This window comes from Enterobacter sp. CFEC122 (genome assembly GCF_052983755.1).
Window position 1 is genome coordinate 43,530 of the sequence record NZ_JBRIQR010000006.1, and the last position, 20,101, is coordinate 63,630.

Below are 20,101 nucleotides of genomic sequence, written 5' to 3' on the forward strand. Positions count from 1 at the left end.
TTTGACAGCACACCACCGGTGTGCTGTCGATTTGACCCGACCTTCTTCGCATCCTCGCGACTAATGACAACCAACACCCCCCTGGGTGAAGCCTCTCATTAGCCGCGCGAACCTCTGCAATGAAGATCATTTATAGCAACAATACAATAGTTTCCAGTGAATTGCTGCCGTCTGCTTGAAAAAAGGGGCCATCAGGCCCCCTTTTCTGAAACTCGCAAGACTTAGCGACGCAGACCCAGACGCTCGATCAGCGCGGTGTAGCGTGCAACATCTTTACGTTTCAGGTAGTCGAGCAGTTTACGACGCTGAGAAACCATACGCAGCAGACCACGACGGCTGTGGTGATCTTTTTTGTGCTCTGCAAAGTGACCCTGCAGGTGGTTAATCTGTGCAGTCAGCAGTGCAACCTGAACTTCGGTAGAACCGCTGTCGTTAGTACCACGACCAAACTCAGAAACGATTTTAGCTTTAGCTTCAACGCTTAGAGACATTTTCAAACTCCAAAGTATAAAGAATGTAAGGATGCCGATCTCTAATTCAGCAATCCCATGTACGCCCCGCAGATTGTTAAACAATTTACCAGGCGTTAAGCGGCGATATTCTACTCGTCTCCCCTGCTTATCGCAAGGTGAGCCGTTATTACCGTCACGCGTCGACCGGATATTCGACGACCAGACGACGCGGCGCAACGCGCCCTTCGCCATCCATTTCGCCCATGCCGATGAATTTCCCTTCGTCACCTTCAGTCACGCGTACCAGGCCTTCCAGCGGCGCATCTGACGTACGAACCGGGTTGCCGTTCTTAAAGTAAACGGACGATGTTAAAGGAAGATTAACAACCGGGAAGTCCGCAGCCGGACTGTCCATCGGCATCAGCAACGGATCCAGCAAATCTGCCGGCGCGATCCCCTGCGCTTCAGCCTGTTCAACCAGCTCGCGCAGATGTTCCAGGGTCACCATTCGCTCCACCGGGTACTTGCTCACCGCAAGGCGACGCAGGTAAATCACATGCGCGCCGCAGCCCAGCTTTTCACCGAGGTCATCAATGATGGTGCGAATATAGGTCCCTTTCGAACAGTGCACTTCCAGCTCCAGCTCATCACCTTCGTGGCGAATAAAGAGCAGCTCATACACGGTAATCGGACGGGCTTCACGCGGGACGTCAATGCCCTGGCGCGCATATTCGTAGAGTTTTTTGCCCTGATACTTTAGCGCCGAATACATCGACGGCACCTGCATCGTCTCCCCACGGAAGCTCTCCAGCGCCGCATCAAGCTGCTCCGCACTGAAGGTCACCGGACGCTCTTCCACGACCTGACCATCCGCGTCGGAGGTATCCGTGCGCTGACCCAGCTTAGCGATAACGCGGTAACGCTTATCGGAGTCGAGCAGATACTGGGAAAACTTTGTCGCCTCTCCCAGGCAGATCGGCAGCATGCCGGTTGCCAGCGGATCGAGCGCGCCGGTGTGGCCCGCTCGGTTGGCGTTAAAAATACGCTTCACTTTTTGCAGCACGTCGTTGCTGGAAGCGCCCTGGGGTTTATCCAGCAGCAGCACACCATGCACGTCGCGACCACGACGACGAGGACGACTCATCAGTCCTCCTTGCTGTCGTCCGCCGGGTTAACACGACGCTCATCGTCATGTTTCACCACGCTGGTCACCAGGTTGGACATACGCATACCTTCGACCAGCGAGTTGTCGTAGAAGAAGGTCAGTTCAGGCACGATACGCAGGCGCATCGCTTTGCCGAGCAGAGAGCGGATGAAACCAGAGGCTTCCTGCAGCGCTTTAATGCCGTTTTTCACTGCGGCTTCGTCCTGATCGTTCAGGAAGGTGACGAACACTTTTGCATAGGCCAGGTCGCGGGACATTTCCACACCGGAAACGGTGGTCATCATGCCGACGCGCGGGTCTTTGATTTCACGTTGCAGAATGAGTGCGATCTCTTTCTGCATTTCCTGCGCTACGCGCTGAGGGCGACCAAATTCTTTCGCCATAATAAATTCTCCAGACAAAAAAGGGGCTAAAGCCCCTTTTTGAAATTATTGCCGGGTGGCGCGAGGCGATCCCGGCTTACAATCGGAAATTAAGCGATGGTACGCTGAATTTCGATGATCTCGAACACTTCGATCATATCGCCAACGCGAACGTCGTTGTAGTTCTTCACGCCGATACCACATTCCATGCCGTTACGGACTTCGTTAACGTCATCTTTGAAGCGGCGCAGGGATTCCAGCTCGCCTTCATAGATAACCACGTTGTCACGCAGTACGCGGATTGGGTTGTGACGCTTGATGTTACCTTCGGTAACCATACAGCCCGCGATCGCACCGAATTTCGGTGATTTGAACACGTCACGTACTTCAGCCAGACCGATGATCTGCTGTTTCAGCTCAGGAGACAGCATGCCGCTCATCGCTGCTTTCACTTCGTCGATCAGGTTATAGATGACGGAGTAGTAACGCAGATCCAGGCTTTCGGATTCAATCACTTTACGCGCAGAGGCATCCGCACGAACGTTGAAGCCAACCAGGATAGCGTTGGAGGCAGCAGCCAGGGTCGCGTCGGTTTCGGTGATACCACCTACGCCAGAACCGATGATCTTCACTTTCACTTCGTCGGTAGACAGTTTCAGCAAGGAGTCGGAGATCGCTTCCACAGAACCCTGAACGTCGGCTTTCAGAACGATGTTCACTTCGTGAACTTCGCCATCGGTCATGTTGGCAAACATGTTCTCGAGTTTAGATTTCTGCTGACGAGCCAGTTTAACTTCACGGAATTTGCCCTGACGATACAGTGCCACTTCACGCGCTTTCTTCTCGTCACGCACAACGGTCACTTCGTCACCAGCAGCCGGAACGCCGGACAGACCCAGGATTTCCACTGGAATGGACGGACCTGCTTCCAGCACTTCCTGACCCAGTTCGTTACGCATCGCACGAACGCGACCGTATTCGAAACCGCACAGAACGATATCGCCTTTATGCAGCGTACCTTCACGAACCAGAACGGTAGCAACAGGGCCACGTCCTTTATCCAGGAAGGATTCGATAACCGCACCGCTCGCCATACCGTTACGGATGGCTTTCAGCTCCAGAACTTCGGCCTGCAGCAGGATCGCGTCCAGCAGTTCGTCGATACCGGTACCCGCTTTCGCAGACACGTGTACGAACTGGCTTTCGCCGCCCCACTCTTCCGGCAGGATACCGTACTGGGAAAGTTCGTTTTTAACACGATCGGGATCCGCTTCTGGCTTATCGATCTTGTTCACTGCAACCACAACCGGCACACCCGCTGCTTTCGCGTGCTGGATAGCTTCGATGGTCTGCGGCATGACGCCGTCGTCTGCAGCAACAACCAGAACAACGATATCCGTCGCCTGAGCACCACGAGCACGCATGGAGGTAAACGCGGCGTGGCCTGGGGTATCCAGGAAGGTGATCATACCGTTGTCAGTTTCTACGTGGTATGCACCGATGTGCTGAGTAATACCACCCGCTTCGCCAGAGGCAACCTTGGTAGAGCGAATGTAGTCAAGCAGCGAGGTTTTACCGTGGTCAACGTGACCCATGATGGTCACTACCGGTGCGCGCGGTTCTGCCGCAGCACCTGTGTCACGGTCGCTCATTACTGCTTCTTCCAGCTCGTTTTCACGACGCAGGATAACTTTGTGGCCCATCTCTTCCGCAACCAGCTGCGCAGTTTCCTGATCGATCACCTGGTTGATGGTTGCCATCGCGCCCAGCTTCATCATTGCTTTGATGACCTGAGAGCCTTTAACCGCCATCTTGTTCGCCAGTTCGCCAACGGTAATGGTTTCGCCGATCACAACGTCACGGTTAACGGCCTGAGCAGGCTTCTGGAAGCCCTGCTGCAGAGCGGAACCTTTACGCTTGCCGCCTTTACCACCGCGAACAGCCGCACGTGCTTCTTCACGGTCAGCTTTGGATTCCGCGTGCTTGTTGCCTTTTTTCGCCGGACGCGCTGCTTTTGCATTACGACCACGGCCACGGCCGCCTTCTACTTCACGGTCGTTATCATCTTCAGCCTGACGTGCGTGCTGAGAAGTGGTCACGTGATAGTCGCTGGTGTCTTCAGACTGCTCAGCGGTATCAACACCGTTCTTCTCATTTTCTTCTGCCATGCGACGCGCTTCTTCGGCGACGCGGCGAGCTTCTTCTTCCAGCTTACGGCGGGCTTCTTCTTCCGCTTTACGCTTCAGCTCGGCAGCTTCATTTTCACGGCGGGCTTTTTCAGCCTGGGCGGTTTTGGTCATTTCGTCTGTCTGTTGATTGCTCACTTTGTCTTTTTCCGCAGCGTCACGCTTCACTTTATCACTTGCGTCGCGTTTCGCTTTTTCTGCGGCCTCACGTTCAGCTTTTAATTCTGCTTCACGTTTAGCGGCTGCTTCCGCCTCACGCTGAGCTTGTTCTTCCGCTTCACGCTGTGCCTGCTCTTCCGCGGCAAGGCGTTCTGCCTCTTGCGGATCACGTTTTACAAAGGTGCGCGTCTTGCGGACTTCAATTTGTACCGATTTGCTTTTGCCACCGGTACCAGGGATGTTTAACGTGCTACGCGTTTTGCGCTGCAGCGTTAACTTGTCAGGCGTAGAGCCGTGTTCACGGTTCAGGTGCGTTAACAAGGTTTGTTTTTCTTGCGCGGTCACCGAGTCATCAGCGGACTTCGGGATCCCTGCATCAGCAAATTGCTGTACCAGGCGGTCCACGGAGGTCTGAATCTCAGCAGCCAGCGATTTTACAGTTACATCAGTCATGCTGTTCCTTCCTGCTACAGTTTATTACGCTTCGTCGCCGAACCAGCAAATATTACGTGCGGCCATGATGAGCTCGCCGGCTTTCTCGTCGGTTAAACCTTCGATATCAGCCAGGTCATCAACGCCTTGCTCAGCGAGATCTTCCAGCGTACAAACACCACGGGCAGCCAGCTTGAACGCAATCGCACGATCAAGACCTTCCAGATTCAGCAGGTCATCAGCCGGCTTCTTATCGCCAAGGCTTTCTTCCTGAGCCAGTGCCAGGGTGGTCAGTGCGTTTTTAGCGCGTTCACGCAGGGCTTCAACGGTTGGTTCATCCAGACCGTCAATTTCCAGCAGCTCTTTCATTGGCACATAGGCCAGTTCTTCCAGCGTAGAGAAACCTTCTTCAACCAGAACAGTGGCGAAATCTTCGTCAATATCCAGGTATTTGGTGAAGGTATCGATCGCCGCATGGGCTTCAGCCTGATGCTTAGCCTGCAGGTCATCAACGGTCATGACGTTGAGTTCCCAGCCGCTCAGCTGTGACGCCAGGCGTACGTTCTGACCGTTACGGCCGATTGCCTGCGCCAGGTTGCCCGCTTCAACAGCGATATCCATGGTGTGTTTGTCTTCGTCAACAACGATAGACGCCACATCAGCCGGAGCCATTGCGTTGATCACGAACTGCGCCGGGTTGTCATCCCACAGAACGATATCAATACGTTCGCCGCCCAGCTCAGTAGAAACTGCCTGGACACGCGCACCGCGCATACCGACGCAAGCACCGACCGGGTCGATACGCTTGTCGTTGGTTTTCACCGCAATTTTCGCACGGGAGCCCGGATCGCGAGCCGCCGCTTTAATTTCGATAACTTCTTCACCGATTTCCGGTACTTCGATACGGAACAGTTCTACCAGCATTTCTGGTTTAGAACGGGTCACGAACAGCTGCGCACCGCGAGCTTCTGGACGCACAGCGTACAGAACACCACGAATACGGTCGCCCGGACGGAAGTTTTCACGCGGCAGCATATCTTCACGCAGGATCACGGCTTCAGCGTTACCCGGCAACCCTTCGGATTTGATCTCCAGGGAGATGTTGTCGCGGTTCACTTTCTTCACCACGCCAGTGATGATTTCGCCTTCCTGATCGCGGAACTGATCGACAACCAGCGCGCGCTCGGCTTCGCGCACTTTCTGCACGATAACCTGTTTAGCGGTCTGGGTAGTGATACGGTCGAAGGTCACAGACTCAATCTGATCTTCAACGTAGTCACCCACGTTCAGACTTTCGTCTTCAAAACGGGCGGCTTCCAGCGTGATCTCTTTAGTCGGCTGGGTCACTTCTTCAACGATTACCCAACGACGGAATGTATCGAAGTCACCGCTTTTACGATCGATTTCTACGCGAACATCGATCTCTTGTTCGTATTTTTTCTTGGTTGCTGTAGCCAGTGCACTTTCCAGCGCTTCAAAAATCTTCTCACGCGGCAGTGATTTCTCGTTGGAGACGGCTTCAACAACAGCCAAAATTTCTTTGTTCATCGCGGGCTTTTCACCTCAATCCAGACTGTTAAAAGTGGGGAACCAGGTTCGCCTTCTGGATATTACTCAGCGCGAACACTTCATCTTTGCCTTCGACTGTCACCGTGATCATTTCACCATCAACGGCTTTGATAATTCCCTGCCATTTACGGCGGTTCTGTACGGCCATACGCAGAACGAGAGCCACTTCTTCACCGGTAAAGCGCACATAGTGCTCGGCCGTGAACATCGGGCGATCGAGGCCAGGTGAGGAAACTTCCAGGTTGTACGCAACGGTAATTGGGTCTTCAACATCAAGAACCGCACTCACCTGGTGGCTGACATCAGCACAATCATCAACATTGATGCCATCTTCACTATCAATATAGATGCGCAGCGTCGATGTACGGCCGCGAACGAATTCGATGCCGACCAGTTCGTAGCCCAGTGCTTCGACCGGTGCAGTAATCATCTCTGTTAATTTTTGCTCTAATGTGGACAAGCCCACCCCCAAGACATAAAAAAAGGGCGTAAAGCCCAGTTATTCTGTAGTCAGATAACAAAAAACCCCGATAAATCGGGGCTTTAGATAACTGAACCCTATAGCCACAACTGTGGCCTGGAGCACTCTCCGAAAGAATTTTTTCAAATCCAGCTACGAAGGCTCTAAGTCTTCACAGTATATTTGAAAAAGAACTTTATGGGAAAGTGGTTGCGGGGGCCGGATTTGAACCGACGACCTTCGGGTTATGAGCCCGACGAGCTACCAGGCTGCTCCACCCCGCGCCTGAAACGTGGCAAATTCTACGCGTTTTGGACAGAATTTGCAAATAATGCTGGGATTTGGTACCGAAGACGGGACGTAAAATCGGCGTTTAGTATATTGATAGTTGACCCCACCTGTCAAGGCGACTTCCGCCAGATCGATCAGACCAAAATTTTTACAAAAAACGCACGAGTCTCTTCCGGTCTTCGCCAAAAGATGATTAAATGAATACTCACTTATTTTGCATAAAAATGCACAAGAGAGCGAAAGCGGTCTCTAATCAGTCAATCAAGCAGGGTTTTATTCTATGACGACGATTCTCAAGCATCTTCCGGTAGGACAACGTATTGGCATCGCTTTCTCAGGTGGCCTGGATACCAGCGCTGCACTGCTGTGGATGCGCCAGAAGGGAGCGGTTCCGTATGCTTATACTGCGAACCTGGGTCAGCCGGATGAGGACGACTATGATGCCATTCCTCGTCGCGCGAAAGAGTATGGTGCAGAGAACGCGCGCCTGATTGACTGCCGTAAGCAACTGGTCGCGGAAGGTATCGCGGCGATTCAGTGTGGTGCATTCCATAACACCACCGGCGGCCTGACCTATTTCAACACCACCCCGCTGGGCCGTGCGGTCACCGGTACCATGCTGGTTGCCGCCATGAAAGAAGACGGCGTCAACATCTGGGGTGATGGCAGCACCTATAAAGGAAACGATATTGAACGTTTCTATCGTTATGGCCTGCTGACCAACGCCGAATTGCAGATCTACAAACCGTGGCTGGATACCGACTTCATCGACGAGCTGGGTGGTCGTCATGAGATGTCCGAGTTTATGATCGCCTGCGGCTTTGACTATAAGATGTCCGTCGAGAAAGCCTACTCCACCGACTCCAACATGCTGGGTGCGACGCACGAAGCAAAAGACCTGGAATTCCTGAACTCCAGCGTGAAGATCGTTAACCCAATCATGGGCGTGAAGTTCTGGGATGAGAACGTGAAGATCCCGGCAGAAGAAGTGACCGTGCGTTTCGAACGTGGTCATCCGGTTGCGCTGAACGGCAAAACCTTCTCTGATGACGTTGAGCTGATGCTGGAAGCTAACCGTATTGGTGGTCGTCACGGCCTGGGCATGAGCGATCAGATTGAAAACCGTATCATCGAAGCGAAAAGCCGTGGCATCTATGAAGCCCCGGGAATGGCGCTGCTGCATATTGCTTACGAGCGTCTGCTGACTGGTATTCACAACGAAGACACCATTGAGCAGTATCACTCTCATGGCCGTCAGCTGGGCAAACTGCTGTATCAGGGCCGCTGGTTCGATCCGCAGGCGCTGATGCTGCGTGATGCGCTTCAGCGTTGGGTGGCGAGTGCAATTACCGGTGAAGTGACCCTGGAACTGCGTCGCGGTAACGACTACTCCATCCTGAACACCGTGTCTGATAACCTGACCTATAAAGCAGAGCGTCTGACCATGGAGAAAGGTGAGTCAGTGTTCTCACCGGACGATCGTATTGGCCAGCTGACCATGCGTAACCTGGACATCACCGATACCCGTGAGAAGCTGTTCAACTATGTTGAGAATGGCCTGCTCTCTGCGAATTCAGGTAACGGCCTGCCGCAGGTTGAAAACCTGGAACACAGCGATAAGAAATAATCGATAATGAAACATGCAAAAGGCGCCCAATGGGCGCCTTTTTGTTCGGCTTTTGTAGGGCGGGTAAGCGCAGCGCCACCCGCCATTTTGCCCGGTGGCGCTGCGCTTACCGGGCCTACGAACGGCAAAAGCTACAGACGAAAAAAAAGACGTCTTTCGACGTCTTTCTTCTGGAATATTGGTACCGAGGATGGGACTCGAACCCACAAGCCCGTTAGGGCACTACCACCTCAAGGTAGCGTGTCTACCAATTCCACCACCTCGGTACGGAATACTTACTGCGGGATATCGCTGGTTGGCTTAGCCGGTGCAGCTGGCTGAGTCTGCTCAGTTTTTGCTGGCGCGCTCAGGTTTTCCCACTCGCTTCCTTTGCTGGTCTTGTTGCTGTTGATATTGCCAAGCACCAGACTGATGATGAAGAACAGCGTCGCCAGAATCGCCGTCGTGCGGGTCATGAAGTTCGCAGAACCACTTGAACCGAACAGCGTACCGGAAGCGCCTGCTCCGAAGGAGGCTCCCATATCAGCGCCTTTACCTTGCTGCAGCATAATCAGCGCTACGAGAGCGATGGCTACAATAAGGAAAACAACTAAAAGAGCTTCGTACATAATCAACCTGTTCCTTGCGGATTTGCCGCATACCAATGCTTCGACCAATTAGCAGGATTTCTGTTTCCCACTGAAGCGGGTGTGAATACTAACCAAAGCGAATCACCTTCGCAAGGGCATTTTCGACGCATTGTATCAACTGCGGAAAAAAACAGCAAAAAGCCATTAATTGCTTAAAACAAAGGCGGCAAACGCCGCCTTTTTAAACATTTAGCGTGCAAGATTATGCAGCTTTAACAGCATCCGCAATACGGTGCGCAAATTCGGTTACCTGCGCTTCGTCTTCGCCTTCCACCATCACGCGGATCAGCGGTTCAGTACCAGACTTACGCAGCAGCACGCGTCCACGGCTGCCCAGGGCCGCTTCAACGTCAGCCATTACCGCTTTCACGTTCTCATTTTCCAGCGGATCGCCTTTGCCGGCAGTGAAACGTACGTTTACCAGGATCTGTGGGAACATTTTCATGCCGCTACACAGATCGTGCAGGCTCATATGGTTTCGCGCCATGGCGGCAACCACCTGCAACGCGGCCACAATACCGTCACCGGTGGTGGTTTTGTCGAGCAGGATCACGTGACCTGAATTCTCAGCGCCGATACGCCAGCCCTTCTCCTGCAATTTTTCCAACACATAGCGGTCACCCACTTTCGCGCGAACGAACGGAATACCGAGCTGTTTCAGCGCCAGTTCCAGGCCCATGTTACTCATCAGCGTCCCGACCGCACCGCCGCGCAGCTGACCCTGACGCAGACCTTCACGCGCAATAATGTAGAGGATCTGGTCGCCGTCGACCTTGTTACCTTCGTGATCAACCATGATCACGCGGTCACCATCGCCGTCCAGCGCAATACCCAGATCGGCTTTTTCTGCCAGCACGCGCGCCTGCAGGGCACGAACGTCCGTCGCACCGACCTGCTCGTTGATGTTCAGACCATCCGGCTCACAGCCGATGGCGATTACTTTCGCACCCAGTTCGCGGAAGACATTCGGGGCGATGTGATAGGTCGCGCCATTTGCACAGTCCACCACAATTTTGAGGTGGGCCAGGCTCAGCTCATTCGGGAAGGTGCCTTTACAGAATTCGATATAGCGACCCGCCGCATCAACGATACGGTTCGCTTTACCCAGCTCGGCGGAATCAACACAGGTGATCTCTTTTTCCATTTCAGCTTCAATGGCTTCTTCCACCTCATCCGGCAGCTTGGTGCCATCAATAGAGAAGAACTTAATGCCGTTGTCGTAGAACGGGTTGTGAGAGGCCGAGATAACAATCCCCGCTTCCGCACGGAAGGTGCGCGTCAGATACGCGACCGCAGGCGTTGGCATTGGGCCTGTAAAAGAGGCGGACAGTCCAGCCGCCGCCAGTCCCGCTTCCAGCGCGGACTCCAGCATATAGCCGGAAATACGAGTGTCTTTACCGATGATAATTTTACGTGAGCCATGACGCGCCAGAACCTTGCCGGCAGCCCAGCCGAGCTTCAGGACAAAATCAGGGGTGATGGGAGCATCGCCTACGCGCCCACGGATACCGTCGGTACCAAAATATTTACGATTACTCATAGCGTTTGTTTTCCTTCGCTGCCAGTGTGGCTTCCACCACACGCATGGCTTCTACTGTTTCTTTGACGTCATGGACACGAATGATGTGCGCACCCTGCATCGCCGCAATCACCGCGCAGGCCAGGCTGCCGCTCAGGCGTTCGCTCGGGCCTACATTCAGCAACTGGCCAATCATCGACTTTCTCGACATCCCCACCAGCAGCGGCAGGCCAAAATGATGAAATTCCGATAAGCGCGCAAGCAGCGCATAGTTGTGTGAGAGATTTTTACCGAAACCGAACCCCGGGTCGAGCAGCAATTTCTCTTTTGGGATACCGGCACGTTCACAACGTTCGATATGCTCAATAAAGAAGCGATTTACGTCGGCAAAGACATCGTCATACTTCGGCGCGTCCTGCATGGTTTTCGGTTGCCCCTGCATATGCATCAGGCAAACCGGCAGCCCGGTTTCCGCAGCCGCCTCAATCGCTCCCGGCTCGGTAAGTGAACGAATATCATTGATAATGTGAGCGCCCACTTTCGCAACTTCTCGGATCACTTCCGGTTTGGAGGTATCTACTGAGATCCACACTTCAAACCGCTGCGCGATTGCTTCAACGACCGGCACCACGCGCGCCAGCTCTTCTTCCACAGACACGTCCGCCGCACCGGGGCGCGTCGATTCGCCGCCAACATCAATGATGGTGGCACCTGCATTAATCATTAAATTCGCATGCTTAACCGCCTCGATAAGCGTGTTATGCGTGCCGCCGTCAGAGAAGGAGTCAGGGGTAACATTCAGGATCCCCATCACATGGGGATGTGAAAGATCGAGATGCGAGTCCTGAGCGAATAATTTCATGGCGAAATCCCTGATATCTAAATGGTTAAACAGAAATGAAAAACCCCGGAGCAAGCTCCAGGGTTTGAGGTACAAACAAACGCTTCAACAGCAGTGACTTACTTATCGCCCAACTGTTCTGACATGGTGTTGCCCGGGTTTGGCGTACGCGGTTCATCAACCGGACGCGGCGCACGCGGGGTGCCATTGTTGTCAGAGTTATTGGAAGCGCCTGGGTCTTCCCAGCCTGCTGGCGGACGCACTTCGCGGCGCGCCATCAGGTCGTCAATCTGCGGTGCATCGATGGTCTCATATTTCATGAGCGCATCTTTCATGGAATGCAGAATGTCCATGTTGTCATTCAGGATCTGACGCGCGCGACCGTAGTTACGTTCAATCAGCGCTTTCACTTCCTGGTCGATGATACGAGCCGTTTCATCGGACATATGTTTCGCTTTCGCGACGGAGCGGCCCAGGAACACCTCACCCTCTTCCTCTGCATACAGCAGCGGACCGAGTTTGTCGGAGAAGCCCCACTGCGTCACCATGTTACGCGCCAGGTTTGTCGCCACTTTAATGTCGTTCGACGCACCGGTAGAAACATGTTCCGGACCGTAAATAATCTCTTCCGCCAGACGACCGCCGTACAGGGTTGAGATCTGGCTTTCCAGCTTCTGACGGCTGGCGCTGATCGCGTCGCCTTCAGGCAGGAAGAAGGTCACACCCAGCGCACGACCGCGCGGAATAATCGTCACTTTATGCACCGGATCGTGTTCCGGCACCAGGCGACCGATAATCGCGTGACCCGCTTCGTGGTAAGCCGTGGACTCTTTCTGCGCTTCCGTCATCACCATGGAGCGACGTTCCGCACCCATCATGATCTTATCTTTCGCTTTCTCGAACTCCACCATCGACACGACGCGCTTGTTACCGCGAGCGGCAAACAGTGCAGCTTCGTTGACCAGGTTAGCGAGATCCGCACCGGAGAAGCCCGGAGTACCGCGCGCAATGATTGCCGCGTCGATATCTGGCGCCAGCGGTACGCGACGCATGTGGACTTTCAGAATCTGTTCACGACCGCGAACATCCGGCAGACCGACAACAACCTGACGGTCGAAACGGCCTGGACGCAGCAGCGCCGGGTCAAGTACGTCCGGACGGTTAGTTGCCGCGATAACGATGATACCTTCGTTACCTTCGAAGCCGTCCATCTCAACCAGCATCTGGTTCAGCGTCTGTTCACGTTCATCGTGACCACCGCCCAGGCCTGCGCCACGCTGGCGGCCTACGGCGTCGATTTCATCGATGAAGATAATGCACGGTGCTGCCTTCTTGGCCTGCTCGAACATGTCACGCACACGAGATGCACCAACACCCACGAACATTTCAACGAAGTCAGAACCAGAAATAGTAAAGAACGGCACCTTCGCTTCACCCGCGATGGCTTTCGCCAGCAGGGTTTTACCGGTACCCGGAGGGCCAACCATCAGCACGCCTTTCGGGATCTTACCGCCCAGCTTCTGGAAACGGCTCGGCTCGCGCAGGTATTCAACCAGTTCACCCACCTCTTCTTTTGCTTCGTCACACCCGGCGACGTCTGCAAACGTGGTTTTGATCTGATCTTCCGTCAACATACGCGCCTTGCTCTTACCGAACGACATGGCACCTTTGCCACCGCCGCCCTGCATCTGGCGCATAAAGAAGATCCAGACGCCGATAAGCAGCAGCATCGGGAACCAGGAAATGAAGATAGAAGCCAACAGGCTTGGTTCTTCTGGTGGCTCGCCTACCACTTTGACGTTTTTGGTCAGAAGGTTATCAAGCAGCTTAGGATCGTTCACCGGGATGTAAGTCGTGTAACGGTTACTATCTTTCTTGGTAACGTTGATCTCACGTCCGTTGATACGCGCTTCGCGAACCTGGTCCTGATTGACCTCCTGCAGGAAGGTAGAATAATCCACCTTGCGGCCATTCGACTCGCTGGGCCCAAAGCTCTGGAATACTGACATCAGCACAACGGCAATGACCAGCCAGAGTATTAGGTTTTTCGCCATGTCACTCAAGGGATTAACCTCATATTACAACTGTGTTAAAAACAGCGTCAGGATACTCTATATCCAGTTTCATTCAAACTTTCGTCTGAAATCTCCCGGTTATCATTTTCGCCCGGTCGCTACAATATACACTTCACGGGAACGGGCCCGGGAAGAGTCCGGCTTACGAACTTTGACCTTCGCAAACAGGGAGCGAATTTCCTTAAGATACTCCTCGAAACCTTCGCCCTGAAACACCTTCACAACAAAACTACCACCAGGCGCTAGTACATCACGACACATTTCTAACGCTAGCTCCACCAGATACATGGCGCGGGGGATATCCACCGCCGGTGTTCCGCACATATTTGGTGCCATATCTGACATGACAACCTGGACCTTACTGTCACCTACACGATCAAGTAACGCTTTCAGCACTAATTCATCACGAAAGTCGCCCTGAAGGAAGTCGACACCGACGATGGGATCCATTGGTAAAAGATCGCACGCGATGATTCGGCCCGTTCCGCCGATCTGCGTTACCGCATACTGGGACCATCCGCCAGGTGCCGCACCGAGGTCAACAACCGTCATCCCCGGCTTAAAAAGTTTGTCACTTTGCTGTATTTCATCAAGTTTAAACCAGGCACGGGAACGCAACCCCTTTTTCTGTGCCTGTTGAACATATTTATCGCTAAAGTGTTCCTGAAGCCAGCGGCTGGAGCTGGCAGAACGCTTTTTACCTGTCATTTAACATTTCCGTCCTGGTTCATCGTTACTTGCCTGTGACGTAAATTTCTACGCAGCTATTTGGCGATATTAGGGAGATGGCGGTAGAATGAACCGTTTTCAATCCCAACGTAAGCAAAAATATACGATGAATCTGAGTACTAAACAAAAACAGCACCTTAAAGGTCTGGCACATCCGCTCAAGCCTGTAGTGATGCTTGGCAACAATGGTTTGACCGAAGGGGTGCTTGCCGAGATTGAACAAGCGCTGGAACACCACGAGCTGATCAAGGTGAAAATCGCCTCTGAAGACAGAGACACTAAAAACCTGATCGTGGAAGCCATCGTGCGCGAAACCGGCGCCTGTAATGTACAGGTCATCGGTAAAACGCTGGTGCTCTACCGCCCATCTAAAGAGCGTAAAATCTCGCTGCCACGTTAAGGATATCCTGAATTAAACACATTTTCTGTGTGAAACGAGGGATTTCTGTCAGCAGGCGAGCAAAATGCCATGCTCCTTGAGTTGATAAAAGGCCGCTACGCGGCCTTTTTCTTTTCTTTACAATGTATCAACATCTTAGTAGAGAAGCGAATTACAGGTATTCAACCTTAATAATTTCGTATTCCACTTCACCGCCAGGGGTGCGGATGGTGACAACATCGTCCTGCTCTTTGCCAATCAGGCCGCGAGCAATCGGTGAGTTCACCGAAATCAGGTTCTGTTTGAAGTCAGCTTCATCATCACCCACGATGCGATAGGTCTGCTCTTCGTCGTTGTCCAGGTTCAGCACGGTAACGGTTGAACCAAAAATCACACGGCCATTATTCGGCATTTTGGTGATATCGATAACCTGTGCATTGGACAGTTTTGCTTCGATATCTTTAATACGCCCTTCACAGAAGCCCTGCTGCTCACGCGCGGCGTGGTATTCAGCGTTCTCTTTCAGGTCGCCATGCTCACGCGCTTCCGCGATAGCGGCGATGATTTCAGGGCGACGTACGGATTTCAGAAAATCCAGCTCTTCGCGCAGTTTTTCGGCACCACGTAAGGTCATCGGAATAGCTTGCATTTGTTATACCTCTTAAACATTCCTGTTGGGAGCAGTGTTCCCTGCTCCAGCCCACCTGAACAGGCCAGAAGCAAAAAGAAAACCGACCCGGGAGCAACGCCCCAGGTCAGCAGCAATTTTTCAATTTGATACGCATTTTACCGCGAAGTTCACTATGGGTCATCGTTTACTTTACAGTGCTATGCACCGTAGTATGACGGTTTGTTTTCGGGTTGTTAGCGCGAGATTATGCGATTTTCCAGTTTTATCATCGGATTGACTACCAGTATAACGTTCACCGTTCAGGCCGCGAATGTTGATGAGTACATTAATCAGCTTCCCGCCGGCGCGAACCTTGCCCTGATGGTGCAGAAGGTTGGCGCGCAGGCTCCCGAGATTGACTATCACAGTCAACAGATGGCGCTGCCTGCCAGTACCCAAAAGGTGATCACCGCCCTCGCCGCTCTGCTCCAGCTCGGGCCTGACTTCCGTTTTACGACCACCCTTGAAACCAAAGGTAACGTCGAGGGTGGCGAACTGAAAGGCGATCTTATCGCCCGTTTTGGCGGCGATCCGACCTTTAAACGCCAGGATATCCGCAATATGGTTGCGGTGCTAAAAAAAACCGGCGTGCAGAAAATTGATGGCAATGTGCTGATCGACACGTCCATCTTTGCCAGCCACGACAAAGCTCCGGGCTGGCCGTGGAACGACATGACGCAGTGCTTTAGCGCCCCGCCCGCCGCCGCGATTGTTGACCGCAACTGCTTCTCGGTTTCGCTTTACAGTGCGCCAAAGCCGGATGATTTAGCATTTATCCGCATCGCGTCCTACTACCCGGTCACCATGTTTAGCCAGGTTCGCACGCTGGCCAAGGGTTCCCCCGATGCCCAGTATTGCGAACTGGATGTGGTGCCAGGCGACCTTAACCGCTTCACGCTCACCGGCTGCCTGACGCAGCGCGCCGATCCGCTGCCGCTGGCCTTTGCAATACAGGATGGCGCAAGCTATGCAGGCGCCATCCTGAAAGATGAGCTGAAACAAGCGGGAATAACCTATTCCGGTACCCTGCTTCGTCAGACGCAGGTCAACCAGCCCGGCACGGTCATCGCCAGCAAACAGTCTGCGCCGCTGCACGATTTACTGCGAATTATGCTGAAAAAGTCGGACAACATGATTGCCGATACGGTGTTCCGCATGATTGGCCACGCCCGTTTCGGCGTGCCGGGAACCTGGCGCGCGGGCTCAGACGCGGTGCGTCAGATTCTGCGCCAGCAGGCGGGGATCGACCTGGGTAATACCATCGCCGTCGATGGCTCCGGCCTGTCGCGCCATAATTTGATCTCTCCGGCCACGATGATGCAGGTGCTTCAGTACATTGCACAGCATGACACTGAGCTAAACTTTATTTCAATGCTGCCGCTGGCCGGACATGACGGTTCACTGCAGTACCGCGCAGGGCTTCACGCTGCCGGCGTGGATGGCAAAGTCTCCGCGAAAACAGGCTCACTGCAGGGGGTTTACAACCTTGCAGGCTTCATCACTACCGCCAGCGGACAGCGTATGGCATTCGTGCAGTATCTTTCCGGCTATGCCGTCGAACCGACCGATCAGCGCAATCGTCGTATTCCGCTGGTTCGCTTCGAAAGCAGGCTTTATAAGGACATCTACCAGAATAACTAGCGATGAAACTACTTATAGTTGAAGACGATCTGTTATTGCAGGAAGGGCTGGCGCTGGGGCTGGCCAATGAAGGGTATGCTCTCGACTGTGCAGGCACCGCAGCAGAGGCGGATGCCCTGATCCAGAGCGGCGAATACAGCCTGGTGATCCTCGATTTGGGCTTGCCGGATAAAGACGGCGCCACGCTGCTCAGCCAGTGGCGACGTCGCGGCATCAACAATCCCGTCCTGATCCTGACGGCACGTGATGCCATTGAAGATCGTATCACCGGCCTCGATGCAGGCGCAGATGATTATCTGGTGAAGCCTTTCGCGCTCGCGGAGCTGCAGGCACGGGTGCGAGCGTTGATTCGCCGTTATCAGGGCCATAGTGATAACTTACTGACCGACGGCGACATTACGCTGAATTTGCAAACCCAGCAGGTGCTGCAACAGGATCAGGCCGTAGAGGTCACGCCAAAAGAGTTCGCCTTGCTTACGCGTCTGATCATGCGCAGCGGGCAAACGGTACACAGAGAAACGCTCCAGCAGGATATCTACTCCTGGCAGGACGATCCCGGGTCAAATACCCTTGAGGTCCACATCCATAATCTGCGGCGTAAGCTCGGCAAAGACAGGATCAAAACCGTTCGCGGCGTCGGCTATCGTCTGGAGAGCCAGAAATGAACAGCATGCGTCGGCGTCTGATGGTACTGCTGGCGGTCATTCTCCTGTTTTTCCAGCTGATAAGCGTCATCTGGCTATGGCATGAAAGCCGTGAACAGATTGGTTTTCTGGTCAACGAAACGCTGTCAGCGAAAGCGCGCAATAATCACGTTGAGAAAGAGATACGCGAAGCGATTGCCTCGCTGCTGGTCCCTTCTCTGGTGATGGTTGGCTTTACCCTGCTCTTCTCTTTCTGGGCGGTCACCTGGATAACCCGGCCGCTGAATAAACTCCGCGCCAGCCTCGCTAATCGTTCAGCCGATAACTTAACCCCGCTTCCCATGTATTCCGACATGGAAGAAATTGGCGCGGTGACGACCTCCCTGAACCAGCTGCTGGCCCGGCTGGATAGCACCATTCAGCAGGAACGTCTCTTCACTGCAGACGCCGCTCACGAGCTGAGAACGCCTCTTGCTGGCATCCGGCTCCATCTGGAGCTGATGTCACAGTCAGGTGCGCCACAGGCCGCCACGCTGATTAGCCGTATCGATCAGCTCATGCATACCGTCGAACAGCTGCTGATGCTGGCCCGGGCCGGACAGGCCATGGCGAGCGGACACTACGAAACCGTGAACTGGACGGAAAATATCATTGAACCTCTCGGCCTGGGGCATGAAGCCAAAGAGCATACGGTGATTTGGCCCGCTAAAAGCGCGCTCACGGTTCAGGGAGACGCCGTTCTCCTGCGCCTCATGCTGCGCAACCTGCTGGAGAATGCCGGGCGCTACAGCCCGGCAGGGACAACGATTACAGTGACATTAACCGAGGTCGACGGCGGGACGCAGATTAGCGTTATCGATCAGGGTCCTGGAATTGATGAAGCGCACCGACAGTCAATTACCGAGCCGTTCCGCCGTCTTGACCAGCGCTACGGAGGCAGTGGGCTGGGCCTGAGCATCGTGCAGCGCATCCTCCAGCTCCACCACGGCAGGCTAACGCTTGAGAATGGCGCTGAAGGTGGCTTAATCGCCAGCTGCTGGCTGCCCGCAACGCTGGAATAAAAAAAGCCCCCATAACGGGGGCTTTGAACAGCAATTAGTGCTTGTAGATGAACTCGACGCCTTCTTCGTCGTCTTCATCCCAGTCATCATCCCAGTCTTCATCGTCTTCTTCCGCTTCCAGCTCTTCGAGCTGCTGGCGGTGGTAGTCATCCCACATGAATTCGACTTTTTCAGGCTGTTTGACTTCTTCCGCCTGAACAATTGGGTTCTCAATGATGAAGGTCATCACATCCCAGCACAGATCTTTCACGCCAACCTGGCTTGCCGCAGAGATCAGGTAGTATTTATCTTCCCAACCCATTGCTTCAGCAATGGCTTTCGCTTTTGCTTCCGCTTCGGCTTTGTCCATCAGGTCGATCTTGTTGAAGACCAGCCAGCGTGGTTTGTTCGCCAGTTTCTCGCTGTATTTCTCCAGCTCGCCAACAATGATGCGGGCGTTTTCAACCGGATCGGAACCGTCGATAGGATCGATATCAATGAGGTGCAGCAGCACGCGGCAGCGCTCAAGGTGTTTCAGGAAGCGAATACCCAGACCCGCCCCTTCCGCGGCGCCTTCAATCAGGCCCGGAATATCGGCGACCACGAAGCTCTTCTCGTTATCCATACGGACAACGCCCAGGCTTGGTACCAGCGTGGTAAACGGATAGTCAGCCACTTTTGGCTTCGCCGCAGAAACCGCGCGAATAAACGTCGATTTACCTGCGTTTGGCATACCCAGCATGCCCACGTCAGCCAGAAGCATCAGTTCCAGCTGCAGGTCGCGCTTATCGCCCGGCGTACCCATCGTTTTCTGACGCGGCGTACGGTTAACGGAAGATTTGAAACGGCTGTTACCCAGACCGTGCCAGCCGCCTTTCGCCACCATCAGGCGCTGACCGTGTTTGGTCATGTCGCCCATGGTTTCACCCGTCCCCTGGTCAATCACACGCGTACCGACCGGAACTTTAATGGTGACGTCTTTACCGCGTTTCCCGGTACAGTCACGGCTCTGGCCGTTCTGGCCACGTTCAGCGCGGAAGGATTTTTCGAAACGGTAGTCGATCAGCGTGTTGAGGTTCTCATCCGCCTCCAGCCACACGTCACCACCATCCCCACCGTCGCCGCCATCAGGACCGCCACGAGGGATATACTTTTCACGGCGGAAGCTCACGCAACCGTTGCCGCCATCACCAGCCACGACCAGGATCGTCGCTTCATCAACAAACTTCAT

18 protein-coding genes and 2 tRNA genes are annotated in these 20,101 nt (G+C 53.9%); 5 read left to right on the plus strand and 15 right to left on the minus strand.

Going from position 1 to position 20,101, the window contains the following annotated elements:
* Positions 1-221 precede the first annotated feature (221 nt).
* The 7 genes from rpsO to ACVCAM_RS06215 all read right to left on the minus strand — a co-directional run bounded on the left by rpsO (position 222) and on the right by ACVCAM_RS06215 (position 7,069).
* Positions 222-491 carry a 30S ribosomal protein S15 gene (gene rpsO, locus ACVCAM_RS06185; protein ID WP_003861789.1) on the minus strand — a complete coding sequence of 90 codons (270 nt, stop codon included), beginning with the start codon at positions 489-491 and terminating at the stop codon, positions 222-224.
* 154 nt (positions 492-645) lie between these two features.
* Positions 646-1,596, minus strand: coding sequence for a tRNA pseudouridine(55) synthase TruB (gene truB / locus ACVCAM_RS06190; protein ID WP_025912549.1), 951 nt, complete (start codon positions 1,594-1,596; stop codon positions 646-648).
* Positions 1,596-2,000 carry a 30S ribosome-binding factor RbfA gene (gene rbfA, locus ACVCAM_RS06195; RefSeq protein WP_003024988.1) on the minus strand — a complete coding sequence of 135 codons (405 nt, stop codon included), beginning with the start codon at positions 1,998-2,000 and terminating at the stop codon, positions 1,596-1,598. Before rbfA ends, truB begins: the two co-directional genes overlap by 1 nt.
* 89 nt (positions 2,001-2,089) lie before the next feature.
* Entirely contained in the window at positions 2,090-4,777 is a 2,688-nt protein-coding gene (gene infB, locus ACVCAM_RS06200) for a translation initiation factor IF-2 (protein WP_008501472.1), read from the minus strand.
* A 24-nt stretch (positions 4,778-4,801) separates the two neighbouring features.
* On the minus strand, positions 4,802-6,304 hold the full coding sequence (gene nusA / locus ACVCAM_RS06205; protein ID WP_003861798.1) for a transcription termination factor NusA: 1,503 nt from the start codon (positions 6,302-6,304) through the stop codon (positions 4,802-4,804).
* Positions 6,305-6,332: 28 nt separating this feature from the next.
* A complete protein-coding gene (gene rimP / locus ACVCAM_RS06210) occupies positions 6,333-6,785 on the minus strand; it encodes a ribosome maturation factor RimP (protein ID WP_014833432.1) in 453 nt (150 codons plus the stop codon).
* 207 nt (positions 6,786-6,992) lie between these two features.
* A tRNA-Met gene (locus ACVCAM_RS06215) sits at positions 6,993-7,069 on the minus strand.
* A gap of 287 nt (positions 7,070-7,356) precedes the next feature.
* Between ACVCAM_RS06215 and argG the strand changes: the two genes are divergently transcribed.
* Positions 7,357-8,703 carry an argininosuccinate synthase gene (gene argG, locus ACVCAM_RS06220; protein ID WP_023294661.1) on the plus strand — a complete coding sequence of 449 codons (1,347 nt, stop codon included), beginning with the start codon at positions 7,357-7,359 and terminating at the stop codon, positions 8,701-8,703.
* A 179-nt stretch (positions 8,704-8,882) separates the two neighbouring features.
* On the opposite strand, the gene ACVCAM_RS06225 is transcribed toward argG, so the two are convergent.
* The 6 genes from ACVCAM_RS06225 to rlmE form a co-directional block, all read right to left on the minus strand.
* Positions 8,883-8,969, minus strand: a tRNA-Leu gene (locus ACVCAM_RS06225).
* Positions 8,970-8,978: 9 nt separating this feature from the next.
* Positions 8,979-9,311, minus strand: coding sequence for a preprotein translocase subunit SecG (secG, locus tag ACVCAM_RS06230; protein WP_021242256.1), 333 nt, complete (start codon positions 9,309-9,311; stop codon positions 8,979-8,981).
* 223 nt (positions 9,312-9,534) lie between these two features.
* Positions 9,535-10,872, minus strand: coding sequence for a phosphoglucosamine mutase (gene glmM, locus ACVCAM_RS06235; protein ID WP_021242257.1), 1,338 nt, complete (start codon positions 10,870-10,872; stop codon positions 9,535-9,537).
* A complete protein-coding gene (folP, locus tag ACVCAM_RS06240; RefSeq protein ID WP_008501468.1) occupies positions 10,865-11,713 on the minus strand; it encodes a dihydropteroate synthase in 849 nt (282 codons plus the stop codon). The genes glmM and folP overlap by 8 nt, the downstream gene beginning before the upstream one ends.
* Positions 11,714-11,811: 98 nt before the next feature.
* On the minus strand, positions 11,812-13,746 hold the full coding sequence (gene ftsH / locus ACVCAM_RS06245) for an ATP-dependent zinc metalloprotease FtsH (RefSeq protein WP_013098921.1): 1,935 nt from the start codon (positions 13,744-13,746) through the stop codon (positions 11,812-11,814).
* A gap of 102 nt (positions 13,747-13,848) precedes the next feature.
* Complete coding sequence (gene rlmE / locus ACVCAM_RS06250) at positions 13,849-14,475, minus strand: 23S rRNA (uridine(2552)-2'-O)-methyltransferase RlmE (protein WP_003861812.1); 627 nt, start codon at positions 14,473-14,475, stop codon at positions 13,849-13,851.
* A 127-nt stretch (positions 14,476-14,602) separates the two neighbouring features.
* Here rlmE and yhbY point away from each other — a divergent pair, with 127 nt between their 5' ends.
* Positions 14,603-14,896 carry a ribosome assembly RNA-binding protein YhbY gene (gene yhbY, locus ACVCAM_RS06255; protein ID WP_003861814.1) on the plus strand — a complete coding sequence of 98 codons (294 nt, stop codon included), beginning with the start codon at positions 14,603-14,605 and terminating at the stop codon, positions 14,894-14,896.
* A gap of 151 nt (positions 14,897-15,047) precedes the next feature.
* On the opposite strand, the gene greA is transcribed toward yhbY, so the two are convergent.
* Positions 15,048-15,524: a transcription elongation factor GreA gene (gene greA / locus ACVCAM_RS06260; protein WP_003861815.1), complete on the minus strand. Its 477-nt coding sequence runs from the start codon at positions 15,522-15,524 to the stop codon at positions 15,048-15,050.
* Between the two features lie 228 nt (positions 15,525-15,752).
* Between greA and dacB the strand changes: the two genes are divergently transcribed.
* From dacB to pmrB, 3 genes are read left to right on the plus strand one after another with little or no spacing between them, the layout of a single operon-like run.
* Positions 15,753-17,186 carry a serine-type D-Ala-D-Ala carboxypeptidase gene (gene dacB, locus ACVCAM_RS06265; RefSeq protein WP_407223712.1) on the plus strand — a complete coding sequence of 478 codons (1,434 nt, stop codon included), beginning with the start codon at positions 15,753-15,755 and terminating at the stop codon, positions 17,184-17,186.
* A gap of 2 nt (positions 17,187-17,188) precedes the next feature.
* On the plus strand, positions 17,189-17,851 hold the full coding sequence (gene pmrA, locus ACVCAM_RS06270) for a two-component system response regulator PmrA (protein ID WP_008501465.1): 663 nt from the start codon (positions 17,189-17,191) through the stop codon (positions 17,849-17,851).
* A complete protein-coding gene (gene pmrB / locus ACVCAM_RS06275) occupies positions 17,848-18,891 on the plus strand; it encodes a two-component system sensor histidine kinase PmrB (protein WP_025912550.1) in 1,044 nt (347 codons plus the stop codon). The genes pmrA and pmrB overlap by 4 nt, the downstream gene beginning before the upstream one ends.
* A gap of 34 nt (positions 18,892-18,925) precedes the next feature.
* Here pmrB and cgtA read toward each other — a convergent pair whose 3' ends face one another.
* Entirely contained in the window at positions 18,926-20,101 is a 1,176-nt protein-coding gene (gene cgtA / locus ACVCAM_RS06280; RefSeq protein ID WP_021242261.1) for an Obg family GTPase CgtA, read from the minus strand.

Excerpts from the sequence above, each read along its gene's own strand:
- glmM (WP_021242257.1), bottom strand. The coding sequence starts at position 10,872 with ATGAGTAATCGTAAATATTTTGGTACCGACGGTATCCGTGGGCGCGTA.
- rlmE (WP_003861812.1), bottom strand. The coding sequence starts at position 14,475 with ATGACAGGTAAAAAGCGTTCTGCCAGCTCCAGCCGCTGGCTTCAGGAA.
- infB (WP_008501472.1), bottom strand. The coding sequence starts at position 4,777 with ATGACTGATGTAACTGTAAAATCGCTGGCTGCTGAGATTCAGACCTCC.
- rpsO (WP_003861789.1), bottom strand. The coding sequence starts at position 491 with ATGTCTCTAAGCGTTGAAGCTAAAGCTAAAATCGTTTCTGAGTTTGGT.
- folP (WP_008501468.1), bottom strand. The coding sequence starts at position 11,713 with ATGAAATTATTCGCTCAGGACTCGCATCTCGATCTTTCACATCCCCAT.
- rbfA (WP_003024988.1), bottom strand. The coding sequence starts at position 2,000 with ATGGCGAAAGAATTTGGTCGCCCTCAGCGCGTAGCGCAGGAAATGCAG.
- dacB (WP_407223712.1), top strand. The coding sequence starts at position 15,753 with ATGCGATTTTCCAGTTTTATCATCGGATTGACTACCAGTATAACGTTC.
- truB (WP_025912549.1), bottom strand. The coding sequence starts at position 1,596 with ATGAGTCGTCCTCGTCGTCGTGGTCGCGACGTGCATGGTGTGCTGCTG.
- pmrA (WP_008501465.1), top strand. The coding sequence starts at position 17,189 with ATGAAACTACTTATAGTTGAAGACGATCTGTTATTGCAGGAAGGGCTG.
- argG (WP_023294661.1), top strand. The coding sequence starts at position 7,357 with ATGACGACGATTCTCAAGCATCTTCCGGTAGGACAACGTATTGGCATC.
- cgtA (WP_021242261.1), bottom strand. The coding sequence starts at position 20,101 with ATGAAGTTTGTTGATGAAGCGACGATCCTGGTCGTGGCTGGTGATGGC.
- yhbY (WP_003861814.1), top strand. The coding sequence starts at position 14,603 with ATGAATCTGAGTACTAAACAAAAACAGCACCTTAAAGGTCTGGCACAT.
- pmrB (WP_025912550.1), top strand. The coding sequence starts at position 17,848 with ATGAACAGCATGCGTCGGCGTCTGATGGTACTGCTGGCGGTCATTCTC.
- secG (WP_021242256.1), bottom strand. The coding sequence starts at position 9,311 with ATGTACGAAGCTCTTTTAGTTGTTTTCCTTATTGTAGCCATCGCTCTC.
- greA (WP_003861815.1), bottom strand. The coding sequence starts at position 15,524 with ATGCAAGCTATTCCGATGACCTTACGTGGTGCCGAAAAACTGCGCGAA.
- nusA (WP_003861798.1), bottom strand. The coding sequence starts at position 6,304 with ATGAACAAAGAAATTTTGGCTGTTGTTGAAGCCGTCTCCAACGAGAAA.
- ftsH (WP_013098921.1), bottom strand. The coding sequence starts at position 13,746 with ATGGCGAAAAACCTAATACTCTGGCTGGTCATTGCCGTTGTGCTGATG.